The sequence below is a fragment of the Paenibacillus sp. S150 genome (genome assembly GCF_019352175.1).
Lineage (GTDB): Bacteria > Bacillota > Bacilli > Paenibacillales > Paenibacillaceae > Paenibacillus_AQ.
The window spans coordinates 76735-94021 of record NZ_JACBYI010000026.1 but is presented as its reverse complement, the minus strand read 5'-3'; the positions used below and the strand labels follow the sequence as shown (position 1 = coordinate 94021).

General features: G+C 54.8%; 14 protein-coding genes and 1 pseudogene. 8 read left to right on the top strand and 7 right to left on the bottom strand.

Annotated elements, in window-relative coordinates; genetic code table 11:
* Positions 1–952: pseudogene (locus tag HYD27_RS21165) on the top strand (reverse transcriptase domain-containing protein); the annotation flags it as partial.
* A gap of 298 nt (positions 953–1250) precedes the next feature.
* Here the strand turns inward: HYD27_RS21165 and HYD27_RS21160 are convergent.
* Positions 1251–2318, bottom strand: a complete 1068-nt coding sequence (locus HYD27_RS21160; protein WP_219218460.1) for a phosphodiester glycosidase family protein — start codon at positions 2316–2318, stop codon at positions 1251–1253.
* Positions 2315–2722 (bottom strand): hypothetical protein, encoded by a 408-nt coding sequence (locus tag HYD27_RS21155; RefSeq protein WP_219218458.1) that lies wholly within the window; start codon positions 2720–2722, stop codon positions 2315–2317. The genes HYD27_RS21160 and HYD27_RS21155 overlap by 4 nt, the downstream gene beginning before the upstream one ends.
* 280 nt (positions 2723–3002) lie before the next feature.
* Between HYD27_RS21155 and HYD27_RS21150 the strand changes: the two genes are divergently transcribed.
* Both HYD27_RS21150 and HYD27_RS21145 read left to right on the top strand, forming a co-directional pair.
* Positions 3003–3659, top strand: a complete 657-nt coding sequence (locus HYD27_RS21150; protein WP_219218456.1) for a response regulator transcription factor — start codon at positions 3003–3005, stop codon at positions 3657–3659.
* A gap of 69 nt (positions 3660–3728) precedes the next feature.
* Positions 3729–4946: an aminotransferase-like domain-containing protein gene (locus HYD27_RS21145; protein ID WP_219218454.1), complete on the top strand. Its 1218-nt coding sequence runs from the start codon at positions 3729–3731 to the stop codon at positions 4944–4946.
* Between the two features lie 225 nt (positions 4947–5171).
* On the opposite strand, the gene HYD27_RS21140 is transcribed toward HYD27_RS21145, so the two are convergent.
* Positions 5172–5930, bottom strand: coding sequence for a DUF2161 family putative PD-(D/E)XK-type phosphodiesterase (locus HYD27_RS21140; RefSeq protein ID WP_219218452.1), 759 nt, complete (start codon positions 5928–5930; stop codon positions 5172–5174).
* Positions 5931–6104: 174 nt separating this feature from the next.
* Between HYD27_RS21140 and HYD27_RS21135 the strand changes: the two genes are divergently transcribed.
* Entirely contained in the window at positions 6105–8000 is a 1896-nt protein-coding gene (locus tag HYD27_RS21135) for a PrkA family serine protein kinase (protein ID WP_219218450.1), read from the top strand.
* A gap of 162 nt (positions 8001–8162) precedes the next feature.
* Here the strand turns inward: HYD27_RS21135 and HYD27_RS21130 are convergent, their stop codons facing one another.
* The 4 genes from HYD27_RS21130 to HYD27_RS21115 all read right to left on the bottom strand — a co-directional run bounded on the left by HYD27_RS21130 (position 8163) and on the right by HYD27_RS21115 (position 13646).
* Positions 8163–8891, bottom strand: a complete 729-nt coding sequence (locus tag HYD27_RS21130; RefSeq protein ID WP_219218449.1) for a hypothetical protein — start codon at positions 8889–8891, stop codon at positions 8163–8165.
* 921 nt (positions 8892–9812) lie between these two features.
* Positions 9813–11207: a SpoVR family protein gene (locus HYD27_RS21125; RefSeq protein ID WP_219218447.1), complete on the bottom strand. Its 1395-nt coding sequence runs from the start codon at positions 11205–11207 to the stop codon at positions 9813–9815.
* A gap of 457 nt (positions 11208–11664) precedes the next feature.
* Positions 11665–12678 carry a bifunctional glycosyltransferase family 2/GtrA family protein gene (locus HYD27_RS21120; RefSeq protein ID WP_219218444.1) on the bottom strand — a complete coding sequence of 338 codons (1014 nt, stop codon included), beginning with the start codon at positions 12676–12678 and terminating at the stop codon, positions 11665–11667.
* The gene (locus HYD27_RS21115) at positions 12675–13646 is read right to left on the bottom strand and encodes a phosphodiester glycosidase family protein (protein ID WP_219218442.1); all 972 of its coding nucleotides are present in this window, start codon (positions 13644–13646) and stop codon (positions 12675–12677) included. The genes HYD27_RS21120 and HYD27_RS21115 overlap by 4 nt, the downstream gene beginning before the upstream one ends.
* Positions 13647–13780: 134 nt before the next feature.
* Here HYD27_RS21115 and HYD27_RS21110 point away from each other — a divergent pair, with 134 nt between their 5' ends.
* The 4 genes from HYD27_RS21110 (at position 13781) to HYD27_RS21095 (ending at position 17179) form a co-directional block, all read left to right on the top strand.
* Complete coding sequence (locus HYD27_RS21110) at positions 13781–14509, top strand: response regulator transcription factor (RefSeq protein ID WP_219218440.1); 729 nt, start codon at positions 13781–13783, stop codon at positions 14507–14509.
* On the top strand, positions 14506–15441 hold the full coding sequence (locus tag HYD27_RS21105; protein WP_219218438.1) for a sensor histidine kinase: 936 nt from the start codon (positions 14506–14508) through the stop codon (positions 15439–15441). Before HYD27_RS21110 ends, HYD27_RS21105 begins: the two co-directional genes overlap by 4 nt.
* Positions 15442–15576: 135 nt before the next feature.
* Entirely contained in the window at positions 15577–16494 is a 918-nt protein-coding gene (locus tag HYD27_RS21100; RefSeq protein WP_219218436.1) for an ATP-binding cassette domain-containing protein, read from the top strand.
* Entirely contained in the window at positions 16487–17179 is a 693-nt protein-coding gene (locus tag HYD27_RS21095) for an ABC transporter permease (protein WP_219218434.1), read from the top strand. Before HYD27_RS21100 ends, HYD27_RS21095 begins: the two co-directional genes overlap by 8 nt.
* The last annotated feature ends 108 nt before the right edge of the window (positions 17180–17287 follow it).

Genomic DNA, 17287 nt, shown 5'->3' with positions numbered 1-17287 from the left:
GAGCGCCCGGTGTGGACCCTGTAACGGTAGCGAATCTACAAGCATACTTGAAAACACATTGGGAACCGGTGAAAGCCGAACTTCTAGCGGGAACGTACAGAGCTGCGCCAGTCAAACGGGTGGAAATCCCCAAACCCGGAGGGGGTGTACGGATGTTAGGTATTCCGGCCGTGATGGACCGTTTTCTCCAGCAGGCGCTTCGACAAGTCATGAACCCGATCTTTGATGCGCAATTTTCAGGGTACAGCAACGGCTTTCGGCCGGGGAAGAGCGCACATGACGCCGTGAAACAAGCCCAAAGATATATTCAAAACGGCCTGAGATGGGTTGTGGACCTCGACCTTGAGAGATTCTTTGACCGGGTAAACCACGACATGCGGATGGCAAGAGTGGCGCGGAAAGTGACGGACAAAAGATCTGATTCGCGCGTATCTGAACGCCGGAGTCAGGGTGAATGGAAAATGGGAACACAGCCGAGAAGGAACGCCGCAGGGGGGTCCGCTCAGTCCGCTTTTGGCAAACATTCTACTGGATGACCTGGACAAGGAACTAACCAAATCGAACCTGGCCCATTTCCATGGAAGAAAGGATTAACCGGCTGAATTGCTATCTGATGGGCTGGCTCGGTTATTTCCGTCTAGCCCCGGCGAAGACACACTTCCAAACGCTGGACCAGTGGATTCGAAGGAGACTCCGAAGGTGTCTGTGGAAACAGTGGAAACGAGTACGTACACGAATCCGTGAGCTTCGGGCACTCGGGGTTCCCAAGCGGGCTTGTTTGAAGAGGGCCAACTCGCGGCGAGGCGCGTGGGAAATGTCCCGGAACACGAATAACGCCCTTCCGACTTCCTATTGGGAAGCGAAAGGGCTGAAGAGTTTACTTTCACGCTATCTGGAACTTTGTCAACCTTTTGGAACCGCCGTATGCGGACCCGCATGTACGGTGGTGTGAGAGGACGGGGGCTTACCGCCCTCTCCTACTCGATAAGATAAAGCAGCTTGTCAAGGAAGTTGTCTGCCAAGGTTCTGTCTGGCTGGGCTCTTACAGGCCTTTGGTCTTGTCGTCGTTGTACGAGGAAGTAAGAATGCCGGTCAGAAACAACAGAAACACAAGGGCGATAATCCAAAAAGTCAGGGAAAACGACATGCGTGCACCTCCATGAGTGGCTGTATTCGTTTCCCTGATTATAACCCGCTGTCTTCCAAAAATAAATGGAAAAGTGATTTGCCTCATAGACAATACATAATAGTCATCTGAAGAAGAGGAAGCTGGTAGGAACCTTACGCAGATTTCCATCGGACGGCTTATTGATGACCCGTCCGTTGAAAATCAGGGAGGAGGACCCGCCGCCATCCAGATTGTAAGCGTCAACGACGCCCATGCCCCACAGCTTGTTCTGAAGCTCCTCCAGTGTAGCTCCGGAGTTGCCGTTCTCGTTATATCCGTCTGCCACCATAATCAGCAGCTGGTCATCCTTGTACTTGCCAATCACCGTACGGGGAGCGCGCTTGGGGGACAGCTGCCATTTGGCAGGAATGGGCACTTTGCTGCTGTTCTTCAGCAGGACCGGCACAAAGGTGGCGCCGAAGACCGGCTGCAGCTGGTCCAGCTGTGTCCGGCTGTAGAATTTGCCGCCGATCAGCTGGCCTGAGGCATTCAGTCCAACGAAGCTGAGATCCTTGTAAGTGGCTTCGAAGCCGTACAGATACTCTCCGCCGACAACGGTGGTGGAGAGCGGGTAGCGCTTGCCGTCCTTATCGGCGAACCCGCCGGCATTGATGCCGGCAGCCGCACCGTAGCGGTTCACGGCCTGCAGGGTCGTTTCTGCACCGCCGCTGCCGTCTCCGGCCAGGCTCATTTTCATCGCGGCCTTGTCCTTCAGTTTGATTTTTAGAGCATAGGCTGTATAGTTGCCGGGATTAAGCCGGTAGAGTTCAATGGTAATCCGGTCGCTGATCACGACATCGGCAGGAATGCCCAGGCGTGAAGTGATGCGGCGGTTATAGATCTGCTCCGGACGCGAAGCTTGGGTTGTAGCCATTTGGACCAGCGCATTCATGGCATTGGTCGTCTGATTGTAGAGCTTGGCGCTGGCACTGATGGAATCGGTGGTATAAGAGGCAGAGGCCTGAGCTGCGGCCAGCTCCCTTTGGAGCGCTGCCGCTTCCTCGACCGGACCCGGCTCAGCGGCGAACTGCGCCGTATTAAGGTTCAGTTCAAGCTGCGGCTGATACCACCATAAGCAGAGCAGCAAGCCGGCAAATGGCGCCGTCAGAAGCATGAAAAAACGGTTGACTCTTTTAACCGGTGTCATCATTTCAGCAGATCCATTTCTTTTTGCAGCGCATCCAGCTGTTTGCGGACCTCGCTCAGCTGCGTATACAGCTTGTTGCTGTTGTCCGTCTTGCTGCTGGCATTATCCTTGGTAAAGGTAAGAAGTTCATTGAAGGTCTGCACAGTGCTCTGCAATTCCTTGACCTGCTGGGAGAGAACATCAATTCGCGATTCGTAATCGGTCTTCAAAACGGTAAGCTGCTGCTGGCTCTGGGTGCCAAGCTCGCTTAGCACTTGCTCCTTAAGATGGTTGGTATAGCTGTACACGGCGTAGAAGCCGAGTCCGATCATCAAAATCCAGAACAGTAAAAACCATTTTACGGAAGATCCGCTTCTCGCTGCAGTACGGCGCGAGTGTACCGGTGTCGATTCCGCTAGCGGTTGCATTTTGATCACCTCAGGCAAATTTTTTTCAAGTCCTCATTCTATCAGACTTTTACAATTTTCGCAAAAGTGCAAGAGCTTATGAAAACGTGAAAAAGTAATTGCACTCTATTAAACTACTGAGATACAATTTCTATAGATTGGAATATCTGATGGGCGTATTCAAGGGAAAAGAAGGAAAATGGACAAGTCATCACGGAGCCTTGCTTGCGAACTGACAGGAAACGCTATGGCGCTTCCCTTTTTGGGTAAATTATATAGATAGCAGGAGGTCTGGGCATTAATGATGAAGGTGTGGCGGGTGATCATCGTGGGATGTCATCCCACAAGTATGTTAGGAACGAAACTGATTTTGGAGGAAGGGGGAGAGCTTGAGGTAGCGGGTATGTTCTCTACATGGAGCGAAGGCGTTTACACTGTACAGGAACAGCAGCCGGATCTGGTGCTGACGGATTATCAAATGCCGGAAGGCAATGTCGAGGGTGCGCTGGTAGAGATGAAGCAAAGCTCGAGGGACACCCATTTCATTATCATGACCGAGGAAGAGGACAAGGAGCTGTTCCAGCCGCTCCTGGAGCTGGGAGCCAGCGGTGTGCTGTCCAAGGGGGCGTCTCCCCGTCAGCTGCTGCAGATGATTAACGGGCTCCGGGAAGGGTTTCTCTCCATTCCGCTCGAATGGGCCCGGAACGGTTTTCATCCGGCTGCAGCATCACGCGGGCTGGATCGGGTGCTTCAGCTGACCCAGACCGAGATGTTCATTATGGAACGGATTGTTCAAGGAATTACATACGATAAAATTGCTCTTGAGATCGAAGTCAGCCGCCGTTCCATCGATAATTATCTGCGGAAGATCTATGTGAAGCTGGAGGTATCCACAAGAGCGCAGGCGATTGAGAAATTTGCGCTGTTCTCCAGGCAAAACAAGCAAATGTACGCGTAGTCTCTTGGATAACGACATATTGCCCGCTGCGAAGGAATATTCTTGGTACCAGGGAGAAGGGGGGAGCATATGAAATATGAGTTTTCTGCCCGCGCACATACACTGAACTCTTCGCCGCTGCTGAGCATACGTACAGAGACGCGCAGGGGGACGCTGATTTCACTGGCCGAGGAGCTTCCGGCCGAAGAATTGTTTCCATTGTCTCTGCTGGCTGAAACGGCTTCCACAGTCATCTCGGAGGATGCCGGAGCGCTGCAATACGGCGATCCTGAAGGGTATGGCCCGCTCCGGGAATGGTTGACGGGAGACTGGCTGAAGGCCAAAGGGGTGGCTGTAGCCGAAGGCGGAGTTCTGCTGACAACGGGAAGCCAGCAAGCTATCGATCTGCTGTCCAGGGTCTACATCGATCCCGGCGACCGTGTGCTGGTGGAGAACCCGACATCTCCAGGTATCCTGCAGGCACTGCGGATGCAGGGCGCCGCAATTATTCCGGTCCGGGGCGACCGGGACGGGCTGCTGCCGGAGCATCTGCGCACCCAAATCCGCCAGCACCGGCCGAAGATGCTGTTCGCTGCGCCAAGCTTCACGAATCCCAGCGGAATTCTCTGGAGTCTGGCCAGGCGCAAGGAAGTGCTGGAGCTGTGTACCGCACACAACGTGCTGATCGTCGAGGATGACTCTTATGGCGATCTGCATTTTCAGAGGTATACGGAGCATCCGTCAGTGAAATACCCGTCGCTCTATGCGCTGGAAAATGTCAGCGAGGGCGGACATGTGCTATACATCGGCTCCTTCAGTAAAACAGTCGCGCCTGCGCTGCGGACGGGCTGGGCGGCGGGCAGCCGCGAATTGGTCGGCATGATGGCCGCCGCCAAGCAGATGGCCGATTGGCAGTCCAGCTCACTGAACCAGCGGCTGCTGCATCATCTGCTGGATGTGACGGCCTTTGACCTGCGCGAGCATATCGCGCTTCTCAACCGCGAATACAACACCCGCCTGAAGCTGATGGCGGAGCTGCTCAAGCGCCCGGCATGGAAGGGCAGCAGCTATGCTCTGCCGGCAGGGGGCATGTTCCTCTGGGTGACGCTGCCGGAGGGGCTGAATGCAACGGCACTGCTGAAGGCCTCGCTGGCCAAAGGCGTGGCCTTTCTGCCCGGGCCGCTGTGCAGTGTGAGCGGCGGGAACGGCCACATTCGCCTCAACTTCAGCCATCCCGGCCGGGATGAGCTGCTGCTGGGCATGAACCTGATGAGCGAGGCTGTTACCGAGTTCACGGCGCGGAGCTGAGCTGGGACAGCCGATTAGTGAATAGGAGCTTCTCAAGAGCTGTGCCAGGCAAACCTAAACTGATGGTGAACTCTTTGAACCTTTACTGCCGGTGCGGACCGCCTTCTCTCAAAGAAGCAGCGTCAGGGCGATCATTTGCTGGAAATTTCCATAGAGCGCATCCGCCGGATTCTTGGCGGACAGGGGCGCCCCTGGTGCGTGCGGCCCGCTGTACGGAGCGGCGGCCTACAGCTTGCCCGCGCTGATCTCCGCGATGGCGGCATATTCGATCAGCGCTGCGGTTCCGGCGGCCGTGAGCGTGTAGCGGCCGCGCCCCACCCGGAAGAACCACCCGTAGTAGTTCTTCTGCAGGAATGCGGCGGCCCCCGGCACGCCGCTTCTCCTGCGCAGCTCGGCGGGCGTCACGCCGAGCGGTGCCCCGCCGGGGCCGGCCGCGGGAGCGGCTTCGGCCTCGGCAGCCTGCAGCGCGAGGGCCACGCGCAGCGCCTTCTCGCGGTAGGCCGTCACGAGCTTGACGCGCGTGCTGCCGCCGGTGTTGTAGTCCCCGCTGCGCTCGCGGAACTCATAGAGCAGCCGCTCGCGCCGGCGCAGACCGCTGCGGACCTGGGGCGGCGCGTCGCCCGGCTCCGCGAGCACCTCGACGAGCGGGGCCTTGGTCTTGTAAAAGACCACGGTGATCAGCCCCAGCCCGAGGCGGCGGCACAGGCCGCTGAGCTCGCCCCAGCGCTGGTTCACCGCGCCTTTTTTGTTCCGCACGCGCTCTACCGCGAGGTAGACGTTGGGACTGAGACGGAGCCGTTCAACCCCCTGCAGCAGCAGGGCGAGGTTGAACGACTTTTTCATCTCCACGATCAGCGGCTGCTCCCCGTCTTCCCGCATGCCCACCAGATCGCAGGTCCGCACCTCGCCTTTGATCGAATAGCCCTGCCGTTCAAAAAAAGCTTTTAAAGGAGCATACAGCTCTGTTTCATGCTTTACTGCCATTGTTGTCACTCCCGCGCCTTATTTTCAAGGTATATGCATTTTCCTGGGTTTTTAACGATTCTCTATTATAGCACAGCAAAAAAGAGGTCAACTATTCCGGGCTCGCCGCATAGGTATGTAATACACTTTTAAAGCTGGTGGAGCAAGTAGGAGCGCAAGAGGAGGCAGCGAACAATGGATATTTTTGAGCGTATAGCTTCGTATCGGGCTGAGAACGACCGTTTGGCGTGGAGCGGCACCTTCAAGGACTATATAGAACTGCTGAAAAAAGACCCCTCTCCCGCTAAAACGGCTCATTCTCGCGTATACGACATGATCAAATCACACGGCGTAGAGGACATCAATGGGCGCAAAAGGTATAAGTTTTTTGAGCAGGAGATTTTTGGACTCGACCGTGCGGTCGAGAAGCTGGTGGAGGAGTATTTCCATTCCGCAGCCCGGCGGCTCGATGTGCGTAAACGGATACTGCTGCTGATGGGACCGGTCAGCGGCGGCAAATCGACACTGGTGACACTGCTGAAGCGGGGGCTGGAGCAATATTCGCGCACCGATGCCGGGGCGGTCTATGCGATTGAGGGCTGCCCGATGCATGAGGACCCGCTGCATTTAATTCCGCTGGAGCTGCGCCCGGAGATTGAGCGGGAGCTTGGGGTGCGCATCGAGGGCAACCTGTGCCCATCCTGCCAGATGCGGCTCAAAAATGAGTATCACGGCGACATCGAGCAGGTAAAAGTGGTGCGCGTGCTTTTGTCGGAGGAGGAGCGTGTCGGCATCGGGACCTTCAGTCCGTCCGATCCGAAATCGCAGGATATCGCCGACCTGACCGGCAGTATCGACTTCTCGACCATTACCGAATTCGGCTCGGAATCCGATCCGCGCGCCTACCGCTTCGACGGGGAGCTGAACAAGGCCAACCGCGGGGTGATGGAGTTCCAGGAAATGCTGAAGTGCGATGAGAAATTCCTCTGGAACCTGCTCTCGCTGACCCAGGAAGGCAACTTTAAGGCCGGCCGGTTCGCGCTGATTTCCGCAGACGAAATGATCATCGCCCACACGAATGAAACGGAGTACAAATCCTTCATCTCCAATAAAAAGAATGAAGCACTCCAGTCCCGCATGATCGTCATGCCCGTTCCGTATAACCTGAGAGTGTCCGAGGAGGAAAAAATCTACGCCAAGCTCATCTCCCAAAGCGACATGAAGCATGTGCATATTGCCCCTCATGCGCTGCGTGCGGCAGCGATTTTCTCGATTCTGACCCGCCTCAAGGAGAGCAAGAAACAGGGCATGGACCTGATCAAAAAGCTGCGCATGTACGACGGCGAAGAGGTCGAGGGCTACAAGGAAGCCGATCTCAAGGAAATGCAGACCGAATATCTGGACGAGGGCATGTCCGGCATCGATCCGCGGTATGTCATTAACCGGATTTCCAGTGCGCTGATCAAAGGCGATCTGCAGTGCATGAACGCGCTGGATGTGCTGCGGGCGATCAAGGACGGGCTGGACCAGCATCCCTCCATTACGAAGGAAGAGCGGGAGCGTTATTTGAACTTCATTTCCATTGCCCGCAAGGAATATGATATTCTGGCCAAAAGCGAAGTGCAGAAGGCCTTCGTCTATTCTTTTGAAGAATCCGCCAAAACGCTGTTCGAGAACTATCTCGACAATATCGAAGCGTTCTGCAACTGGACCAAAATCCGTGATCCGCTGACGGACGAAGAGATGGAGCCGGATGAGCGGCTGATGCGGTCCATTGAAGAGCAGATCGGCATTTCCGAAAATGCCAAAAAAGCCTTCCGCGAGGAGATTCTGATCCGTATTTCCGCCTACTCCCGCAAGGGCAAAAAATTCGAATACAACAACCATGACCGGCTGCGGGAAGCCATTGAGAAGAAGCTCTTCACCGACCTGAAGGACATTGTCAAAATCACCACCTCCTCCAAAACGCCGGATGAAAGCCAGCTCAAGCGCATTAACGAGGTCTCCAGACGCCTGATCGATGAGCATAATTACTGCCCGATCTGCGCCAATGAGCTGCTGAAATATGTCGGAAGCCTGCTGAACCGCTGAGCGGTATTCAGATTGGGGAACCTCCCGGGACTGCCTTCAGGCAGTCCTGTTTCCTGTCTGTCAAGAAAGTTGAAGACTCCTTAAAAAGGGAATATCCCTGGCCATCTGCTATGGCTGCGGATATCCCCTTGCCACCAAATAGGAAGGTTACTCTTCTGCTGCCTATTCTTTGGAATCCTTGGGCCCGTTGTCCTTGCCGCCGACATTAAAGCCTAATTGGCCGTTATATTTTCCCAGCTGCCCGGTAATTCCCAAGCCTGCCCCTTGACTGCCGCCCAGCTGTGCCTTAGCCTGCGCACCGAGTCCGTTCGCACCGCCGATTTGCAGGCCGGTGTTCAGCCCTGCCCCTTGGCCGCCGCCCAGGTGACCTTCGGCACCGGCACTCAGACCGTGCTCTCCTCCGAGCTGTGCCCCCGTTTGAAAGCCGGCCCCCTGGCCGCCGCCCAGTTGTGTCTTGGCCTGTGCAGCAAGCCCATACTTGCCGAAGGCCTGCGCTTCCGCCGTGAACCCGGCCCCCTGGCTGCCGTCCAGATGGGTATTGCCCTGTGCCTGAATTCCATAGGAAGGAGAGCCTATGTGGCCGTCCGCATGGACCTCAGCGCCGCTATAAGCCAGATTTCCGCCTGCATTTAAGCCAATGCCGTGTTTGCCGCCTGCCTCTCCTCCTGCATTCACCTGGATACCCTTTCCGCTGCCGGCGTTTGCGTCCACATAGCCATTTACCAGTTCATTATTTGCGTTGTGGCTGTCTGGGGGGAGATCTGCCGGGCTGCTGCTGTCCGAGCGGTTCAGATGGTAGTAGTGGGAGTAAGGGTAAGAAGTGTAACGGGGAAAAGCAGGATATGAGGGTTGATAAGCTTGACGGTTTGGATCTTGATTCCCAAGAGTCATGTGGGATACCTCCATTATTCAATTGATTACAACAGCCTATTCATCCTGGAGTTGAAATGATACCGCCGCTGCGGCAGCAACCCTAAAGAAAGGCCCTCGTGCACAAAAATTTGTGCCGCAGGCCTTTTTTCTGAGTATCCAGTCTGTAGGCACCCGTAGCGGGCTTTTTTTGCTTTTTGGGCTTATCCCCTTGTGTTGGTGCGGAGTGGGCAAGCTGAGCGTCCGGCAGCTCCCTTCCCCACGCTGACTTCCACACTCCTTCGCTTACTCTTTCTCGCTCGCTGTGTGAGATTATTCGCAAAATTACTGCAGCGCGTCCCGGAATAACGGCAGAAATGCCGTTGTTGAGGCGGGGCTGGCCAACTCTCATCCCCTCTTACTTTTTTCTTCCCCATAGTTCTTACTTATTTATTCTGGGATGGGCTCTAAGTATGCAAGCTGATTTACCTGCCAGAGTAATTTTGTTCTCGGGAACCTGCGGGTGCTGTTTTGCAGGAGGAGGAGCGGAGTTAGAGTGGCTAACCGGGATCCCGGTGGCAGGGAAGTGGAGTGAGAGGATGTGAAGTGGAATTAGTATACTTAATTGGACAGAAAAGTTTGCAGTAGAGGAAGCAGTGGGAAAAAGTGAACTTAATTTAGGCGTATTCCCCTGAAAAGGGGAGAATCGGATGGATTAGGTATCCTTTTTCCCACTAATGCTTGTTGAAACGGGGATGGGGGAGATTTAGGTTCACTTTTTCCACTTGGGCTTCCCGCTGGGTCTCTCGCAGCGAGAAGGTCTGGGGACCGGAAAACAAAGGTTAATCCAGGCAGGGCGTACCGGAGAGTCCGGCCAACCTTAAACCTGACATTCAAAACGCAAACGGCTACGCAGCCCGGTGAAGGCGGTTTTTTATGACGCCAAACCGGAAGCCGCGCTTCCTAGACAAACTTCCGCTGCACCTTTTTGCCGTCATAGGTAAAAAGGGCTTTTTTGTCTTCGACCACGGTTTGCAGATGCACGGTGCGGCCCCAGAGGGAGTAGATGTGCGGCAAGGTGCGCTCCAGGTATTTCAGATCCAGCTCAATGCTCTCGTAGCGGTGCTCGATCAGCAGCTCGCCGTTGCGCTCATAGTCGGCGTCCTGGACGACCAGATACGGCGAGCCGCCGTTGACCCGGGCGAGCACGAGCTGGTCGCGCACATTTTCCCAGGCTTTATCGGTGATTTTCCATTCCGGGCCTTTTTTCTCGAAGACATACAGGTCCAGGTCATTCACCAGCTGTTTGGACAGGTAGCTGCGGATAAAAGAGATGTCGGAGTCCAGCTCCCGCACCTCGAATATTTTGTCACGGTCCCAGCGGCGCTCGATGTCCTCAAAAATCTTCAGCCCCAGGTAGTAGGGATTGAGGCTCTGGCGGGAGGGCTGCACGACCGAGGAATTGAGCTTGGCGTATTCCACTGTCTCCTCTGCGGTCAGATCCAGCTCGCGCATGATCCGCTGATGCCAGTAGGAGGCCCAGCCTTCGTTCATGATCTTGGTCTCCATCTGCGGCCAGAAGTAGAGCATTTCGTCATGCAGCATCGTCATGATGTCGCGCTGCCAATCCTCCAGCGCCGTCGAATACTGCTGGATGAACCAGACGATATCCTTCTCCGGCTCCGGCGGGAATTTGCGCTTTCCGGCGGTCTCCGCTTCCGGGGAAGCTGCTTTGCCGCTCTCCAGCTCCCACAGCTCATCGTAGGGGTTAACCGGGCCTGAGCCTCCGGCCGGGGTGTCCTTGCGCTCCTTCATTTTGGCTTCAAGCAGATGGGTCTTGCCCAGCTTGCGCGGCTGAATCAGGCTGGGATCGATATGCTCCTGCACGGCCAGCACGGAGTCAATGAAGCTTTCTACGGTATCAATACCGTAGGTCACCGAATAACCGGCGATCCGGTCCGCCGTGGCCGACATGCTCTCAACCATGTCCCGGTTGGACATGGAGAAGCGCATGTTGTTTTTGAAGAAATCGCAGTGGGCAAGCACATGCGCGACGATCAGCTTGTTCTGGATGAGTGAGTTTCCGTCCAGCAGGAACGCGTAGCAGGGATTGGAGTTAATGACAAGCTCATAGATTTTGCTCAGCCCAAAGTCATATTGCGATTTCATCTTGTGAAACGTCTTCCCAAAGCTCCAGTGTCCAAAACGGGTAGGCATCCCGTAGGCACCGAAGGTATAAATAATGTCGGCGGGGCATATCTCGTAACGCATCGGATAAAAATCCAGCCCAAACCCGGAAGCTATCTCCGTGATCTCGGCAATCGCCCGTTCCAGCGCTTTAATCTCATCCTCGGGCATGAATCCATCTCTCCCTCCAGCTTGGGCTTATGCTGCAACCTATTCTGACAAGGCCGCAAAGGTTCCGCGGGAACGTCCGCAACTGTTCTACTTATGTATATGGGACAGAAGATAAGTGTATGACGTTCAGAATTACCGATCCCAAGACAGGATTGAAAGAATGATTGATATATACCGTAAAGCTGCTGAAAAAAGCAATGCTCTGCCCCTTCTGCAATTTAGGAAGGATTCATGAGCCGAAGATTCGCACGCGGCTTGTTGAAATAGATGATTATAGGGCAAAAACAGCCTAGCCCGTGAGCGATTGCGTTTGCGGGCCAGGCTATTTTTCATCCGGAGCAATTGTAGCGGTTATGACTCATGTTCAGCCTCACAGCAAGTTCTGAAACTCTTCCTCACCTTTACCTGCGGCGCTGGAATAAGGGCGGCTTCAGCTATACAATGGAGTCTTTACACCTCAATAGACAAATCTCCGCTGCACCCAATAGCTGAACAGGAAGATTGAGGCCTCTGTCAGCAGCTTGGCGGCGGCGAGCGGAATAATCAGCTTTTCATTGTAGAAATAGAGCAGACCGTAGTTGAACAGCAGCACGAGGATGACCAGCGCAAAATATTTGGGCAGCGATTTCTGAAGACTGGACCGCTTGCCGCCCGTGAAGACATATCTCCGGTTCAGGGAATAGTTGAAGACGGAGCTGCACAATCTCGCGGCAACGACGGACAGGAACAGGTTATGGCTGAGACTCTGGAACAGGAACAGCAGCGTGAAGTCGAGCAGGGCCGACAGCAGCGAAGAAGTGCTGAACATCAGAATCGGCAGATAGATCCGGAAGGAGTCTGCCAGAGGCCGGAAATGGGAGGATTTATTATCGTCCAGATAGACGGTATCGATGTACTCCTCGGTAATGGTGTAGCCTTCTCTATGGGCGGCCAGCAGCATGTTCATTTCATATTCGAACCGTTCCCCGGGGATCTGGCACAGCCAGTCGAGCATGGGCAGGGAGAAGCCGCGCAGGCCGGTCTGGGTATCATAAATTTTGGTGCCTGTAGTTAAGGAAAAGACCGTCCGTGTCACCGAGTTGCCGAAGCGGCTGCGCAGTGGAACGGCTCCGGTGAACCGGCGGCTGCCCAGTACGATTCCGGGTGCGGCCTGTTTCTGAAGAGCCTCGACAATCCGTCTGATATCATGGGGCAGATGCTGGCCGTCGCTGTCCGCGCAGACCACATCGCCGGGCAGTCCGGCCTCCCGGATGTGCCGGAGCCCTGTCTTCAGGGCGCGGCCTTTCCCGAGGTTGACCTCATGGGTCAGGACGGTGCAGCCGAAGGCTTCAGCCATATCGAAGACTCCGCGGTAAGCCGGGCCGCTGCCGTCATCCACAAGGACAATGGGCTCAAGCCGGTAATTATGCAGCTGTACAATTAATTCAAGCAGCCGTTCATCCGGCTCATAGGCCGGAATCAGTATAGTCATGATGTTGCTCCCTCCCTGATATAAAGAATATCGCTGACGCCCCGCTCCCGGTTCTTGCCCTGCGGATTGTTCACGACCCGTCCCATGAAGTACATGGTGGATGAGCCGCCCCCATCCAGATTGTAGGCTTCTGCTGCACCAAGACCGGACATCACATCGGCCAGCTCCGCAAGGGTCATCCCGCGGCTGTACCCTTCATTGCGCCCGTCAACCACGACAAATACATAATGGTTCGGTGCGATCATGCCGACTGCGGTCCGGGGATTTGCGTTTTGGATGGAGCGGTTGCCGAAGTTGGTATCGATTTTGACACTGCTGAAATCACTGGCGATCTCGCCGTCCTGAATCAGAATGGGGCCGAAGGACAGAGTGTGGTTGACCCCCTGCGCGAGCAGCTCGGACGAAGAAATCTCTTCTTCGTTATAGGTCTGCATTGTTCCGTCTTCGAACAGCGCCATCGCATCCCGCACAGGATCATCGCGGTACACAGTGCCGTCCCGGATAATCACTCCATCCTCGCGGAAGCCGTAGTAATCGCCGTTGATGGCAAATATCGCATTGTTCGCGGAAGCGATGTCCGAGGTATTCTCCGTGATGTTCGTTCCGAAGCTGTTCTCGGCAAAGGCAGAGCGCAGGCTGCTTGCATCCTTAAGCACGACATCGGCGACAAAATAAGTGATCTGATCCGACCCGGACCCGGTCTGCACCTGTTCAATGCGGATCTGGATATCGTCGCTGGAATAATTCCAGTCGTCGTAGGCCGCATTAACCTCGTCCGCGGTGACGGCGGCAGCTTCTGAGTTGCCGGCGCTTGCCGTGTCTTCAGCGACCACGACTTCGACATGCTCGATTAAGTAGCGGTCCGCCAGACTATATATCACTGTGCCGAGACCCAGAAGGACCACGATCATCACAATCAGCAGTTTTCGTTTGAAGCTCCAGGCTGTTTTGCTGCGCATGTTCATCATTGAAGCATCACCTCATCAAGTAAGTTGTTGAGGCCATCATACCCGGGCTACCTTTAATGAATCTGAAATAGAAACTGCCGCAGGAAATTGGTATACTTTAACAAGCGTCTTTACAACTACAGGGAGGTTCGGACATGCCACAGCGTGTGCTGCTGATAGAGGACGATGAAGCGATAAGTGAAATGGTGCGCTCATATTTGGTAAAAGAGGGGTATGCGGTGGATACGGCATTCGACGGGGAGGCGGCGGAAAAGCTTTTTCATAGCGGCGCTGCCTATGATCTGATTCTGCTGGATCTGATGCTTCCGAAACGTAGCGGCAATGATGTGCTGCAGACGATTCGCCGGGACAGCCTGCTGCCTGTGCTGATTATGTCGGCCAGGGACAGTGATGTGGACAAGGCGCTGGGCCTTGGCTTCGGCGCGGATGATTATATTACGAAGCCGTTCTCGATGATCGAGCTGGCGGCACGGGTGAAGGCGGCAATCCGCCGGGCCGGATATGGGGCTGCGGGCAGTCCGTCAGCGGCAGCGGCCCCGGCGAAGGGCAAGGCCGGAATCATTGCGCTGCGCGGCCTGCAGGTCGATCCGAATAATTTCTCGGTGCTGAAGAACGGGGAGGAAGTCAAGCTGACCGCCAAGGAATTTCAAATTCTGGGGCTGTTTGCGGGCAGTCCGGGTCGGGTGTACACCAAGGCCCAGATCTACAGCAGCGTATGGGAAGACGATTATTACGGGGATGAGAATGTCATTAATGTACATATGCGCAGATTGCGTGAAAAAATCGAAGATGACCCCTCGAAGCCGGAGTATATCAAAACGTTATGGGGCATCGGCTATAAGCTGGGAGATGTGCTTGAATGATTGCTTTTTCAGGTGCGGCCGTCCTGGTGCTTCTGCTGGTCATTCTATGGCAATATCTGCGTTTGCGGCAGCATTCGCGCCAGCTCGATTATATTCATGCCAAGCTGGCAAGTATTGTGGACAGTGGCTCGCATGAAAGGCTGCTGCTGTTCAACAGCGATCCTCATCTGCAGAAACTGCTGACCGGTCTGAACCGGCTGCTGGATGTCAATCACAAAGGGGCGGTGGAGCTCGCCAGGCTGGAAAAGTCCATGCGCAGCATGCTGGCCAATATCTCTCATGATCTCAAGACTCCGCTGACCGTAGTGCTCGGTTATATAGAAACGGTCCTTCATGATGAGTCGGTGACGGAGGAGGAGCGGAGGCATATTCTGCGGACGATTCATGCCAAGGCAGAGGAGGTGATCCGGCTGATGAACAGCTTTTTTGATCTGGCCAAGCTGGAGTCGGGGGACAAGGAGCTCCCCCTGTCGCGGGTGGAGCTGGGTGAAGTTTGCCGGAGGAACATTCTTTCCTTTTACGATATCCTGAATGCCAAGGGCAGTGAGGTGGAAATTGAGATTCCCGATGAGGCGATGTACATTATGGGCAACGGGGAGGCGCTGGACCGGGTGCTGTCCAACCTGCTGTCCAATGCGATCGCTTACGGGGACGCCGGAGGAATTCTGGGCTTGCGGCTGTACAGTGACGGGGGACAGGCCTGCATAGAGGTATGGGACCGGGGCAAGGGCATCACCGAAGACCATCAGGACAAGGTTTTCGAGCGGCTCTATACCCTGGAGGATTCGCGCTGGCCGGGTTATCAGGGAAGCGGCCTTGGCCTGACCATTACCAAGCGGCTGACGGAACAGATGAACGGCAACATTACCGTAAGCAGCAAGCCTTTCGTCAGAACGGCATTTACGCTTTCTTTTCGCAGGCTGACCTTCTGAATTCTATGGGCGCTTCGCCGGGGTTTATGCCGCAGCTTAAGATTTTCGTAAGATTCAGGTAATAAAAAAGAAAATTCCGCTGTGTACAATAAGAACCAGGAAGACAAAACGAAGCAGTCAAAGGGGATAACGGAAATGGCCACCATATTGCGGACCTGGGATTTAACGAAGGAATATCAAGGCAATGAGGCTGTTAAAGGCGTGAATATGAGCATTAAGCAGGGTGAAATCTACGGGTTTCTCGGACCCAACGGCGCGGGTAAAACCACGGTGATGAAAATGATCACCAATCTGGTGAAGCCGACGGCGGGGGACATTGAATTTTTCGGCGAGAGCATGACAGAACGTTCCTATGAAATGCTGAAGCGCATGGGCTGCATTATTGAGTATCCGGTGTTCTACGACAAGCTGACCGCAAGAGAAAATCTCCAGCTGCACGGGGAGTACATGGGGTACTACGACGCCAACGCTATGGAAGAAGCGCTGGAGCTTGTGAAGCTGAAGGGTGTGGACAAAAAGCCGGTCAAGCAGTTCTCCCTGGGGATGAAGCAGCGGCTGGGCATTGCCCGGGCGGTGATGACGAAGCCGGAGCTGCTCATTCTGGATGAGCCGGTCAACGGGCTGGACCCCATGGGCATCAAGGAGCTGCGCGAGGTGTTCCGCATGCTGAGCCGGGAATACGGAATGACGCTGCTGATCTCCAGCCACATTCTGGGTGAGGTTGAACAGATCGCCGACACCATCGGGGTAATCCGTGAGGGAATACTGCTCGAAGAAGTGGCGCTGGATGCCATCCGCAGCAAGAATACGCAGTACATCGAGCTGGTTACCGGAGGGAGCAGCAAAGCGGCTTATGTGCTGGAGCACAAGCTGGGACTCGCCAATTTCAAGGTGCTGGACCCCCGGACTATCCGCATTTATGATGCCGTGCAGCAGCTTGAGCTGAATAAAGCACTGGCGGAAGCGAATGTGGAGCTGGAAAGTCTGAGCCGGAAAAATCATACGCTGGAGGATCATTTTGTGGAACTGATGGGAGGTGAGGGCATTGCTTAAGCTGATTCAACTGGAAATCCGCAAAAACAAGCTGGGTGGCATGCTCAAGGGCGTAGCCATTGCCAACGCAGCGATTCTTGCCTTTATGCTGTTGATTACTTATATTGACTCGGGAGACGGCGGCGGTGAATTCAAGACCTATGCCGAGATGTATTCGGGCGTATATATTTTTGTCAAAGCGACCTTTCTCGTTTATGCTTCGGTTGTGCTGAGCAAGCTGGTAATCGAAGAGTATAAGAACAATACCATTACGTTGCTCTTCATGTACCCGATCTCCCGCAAAAAGCTTATGGGTGCCAAAATCATTATCGTGTTCCTGTTTACGCTGATCAGTATTTTCGTATCCAATATTCTGGTAATTGCTGCTCTGACGGGGATTAACGCTTACACTCATGTAATTCCAGGGCAGCCGGATTGGTCAATGATTCCTGCGGAGCTGATCCGCATAGGTGCGGATGCGGTATATGCGGCGGGAATTGGATTGATTCCTCTATATATCGGCATGCGCAAAAAATCTGTACCGGCCACCATCGTCACTGCAGTACTGCTTGTCAGCCTGATCTCCTCCGGCTCAGGGAATTACCAGCTGGGCAATCAGGTAGGGGTCTCCATCTTTCTCAGTCTGCTGGGAGCAGGCATCGCCTGCCTGTCGATCCGCAATATTGAACAGCAGGATATTGCCTGAATATTATGGAATTCTCCGGCGGATGTTCTTCGCTGCACGGGTTCTCCGCTGTGAGGTTACAGATGCTCTGGGGTCCCTGCCGTCGGCGGAGGGGCCTTTTTGCGGTCT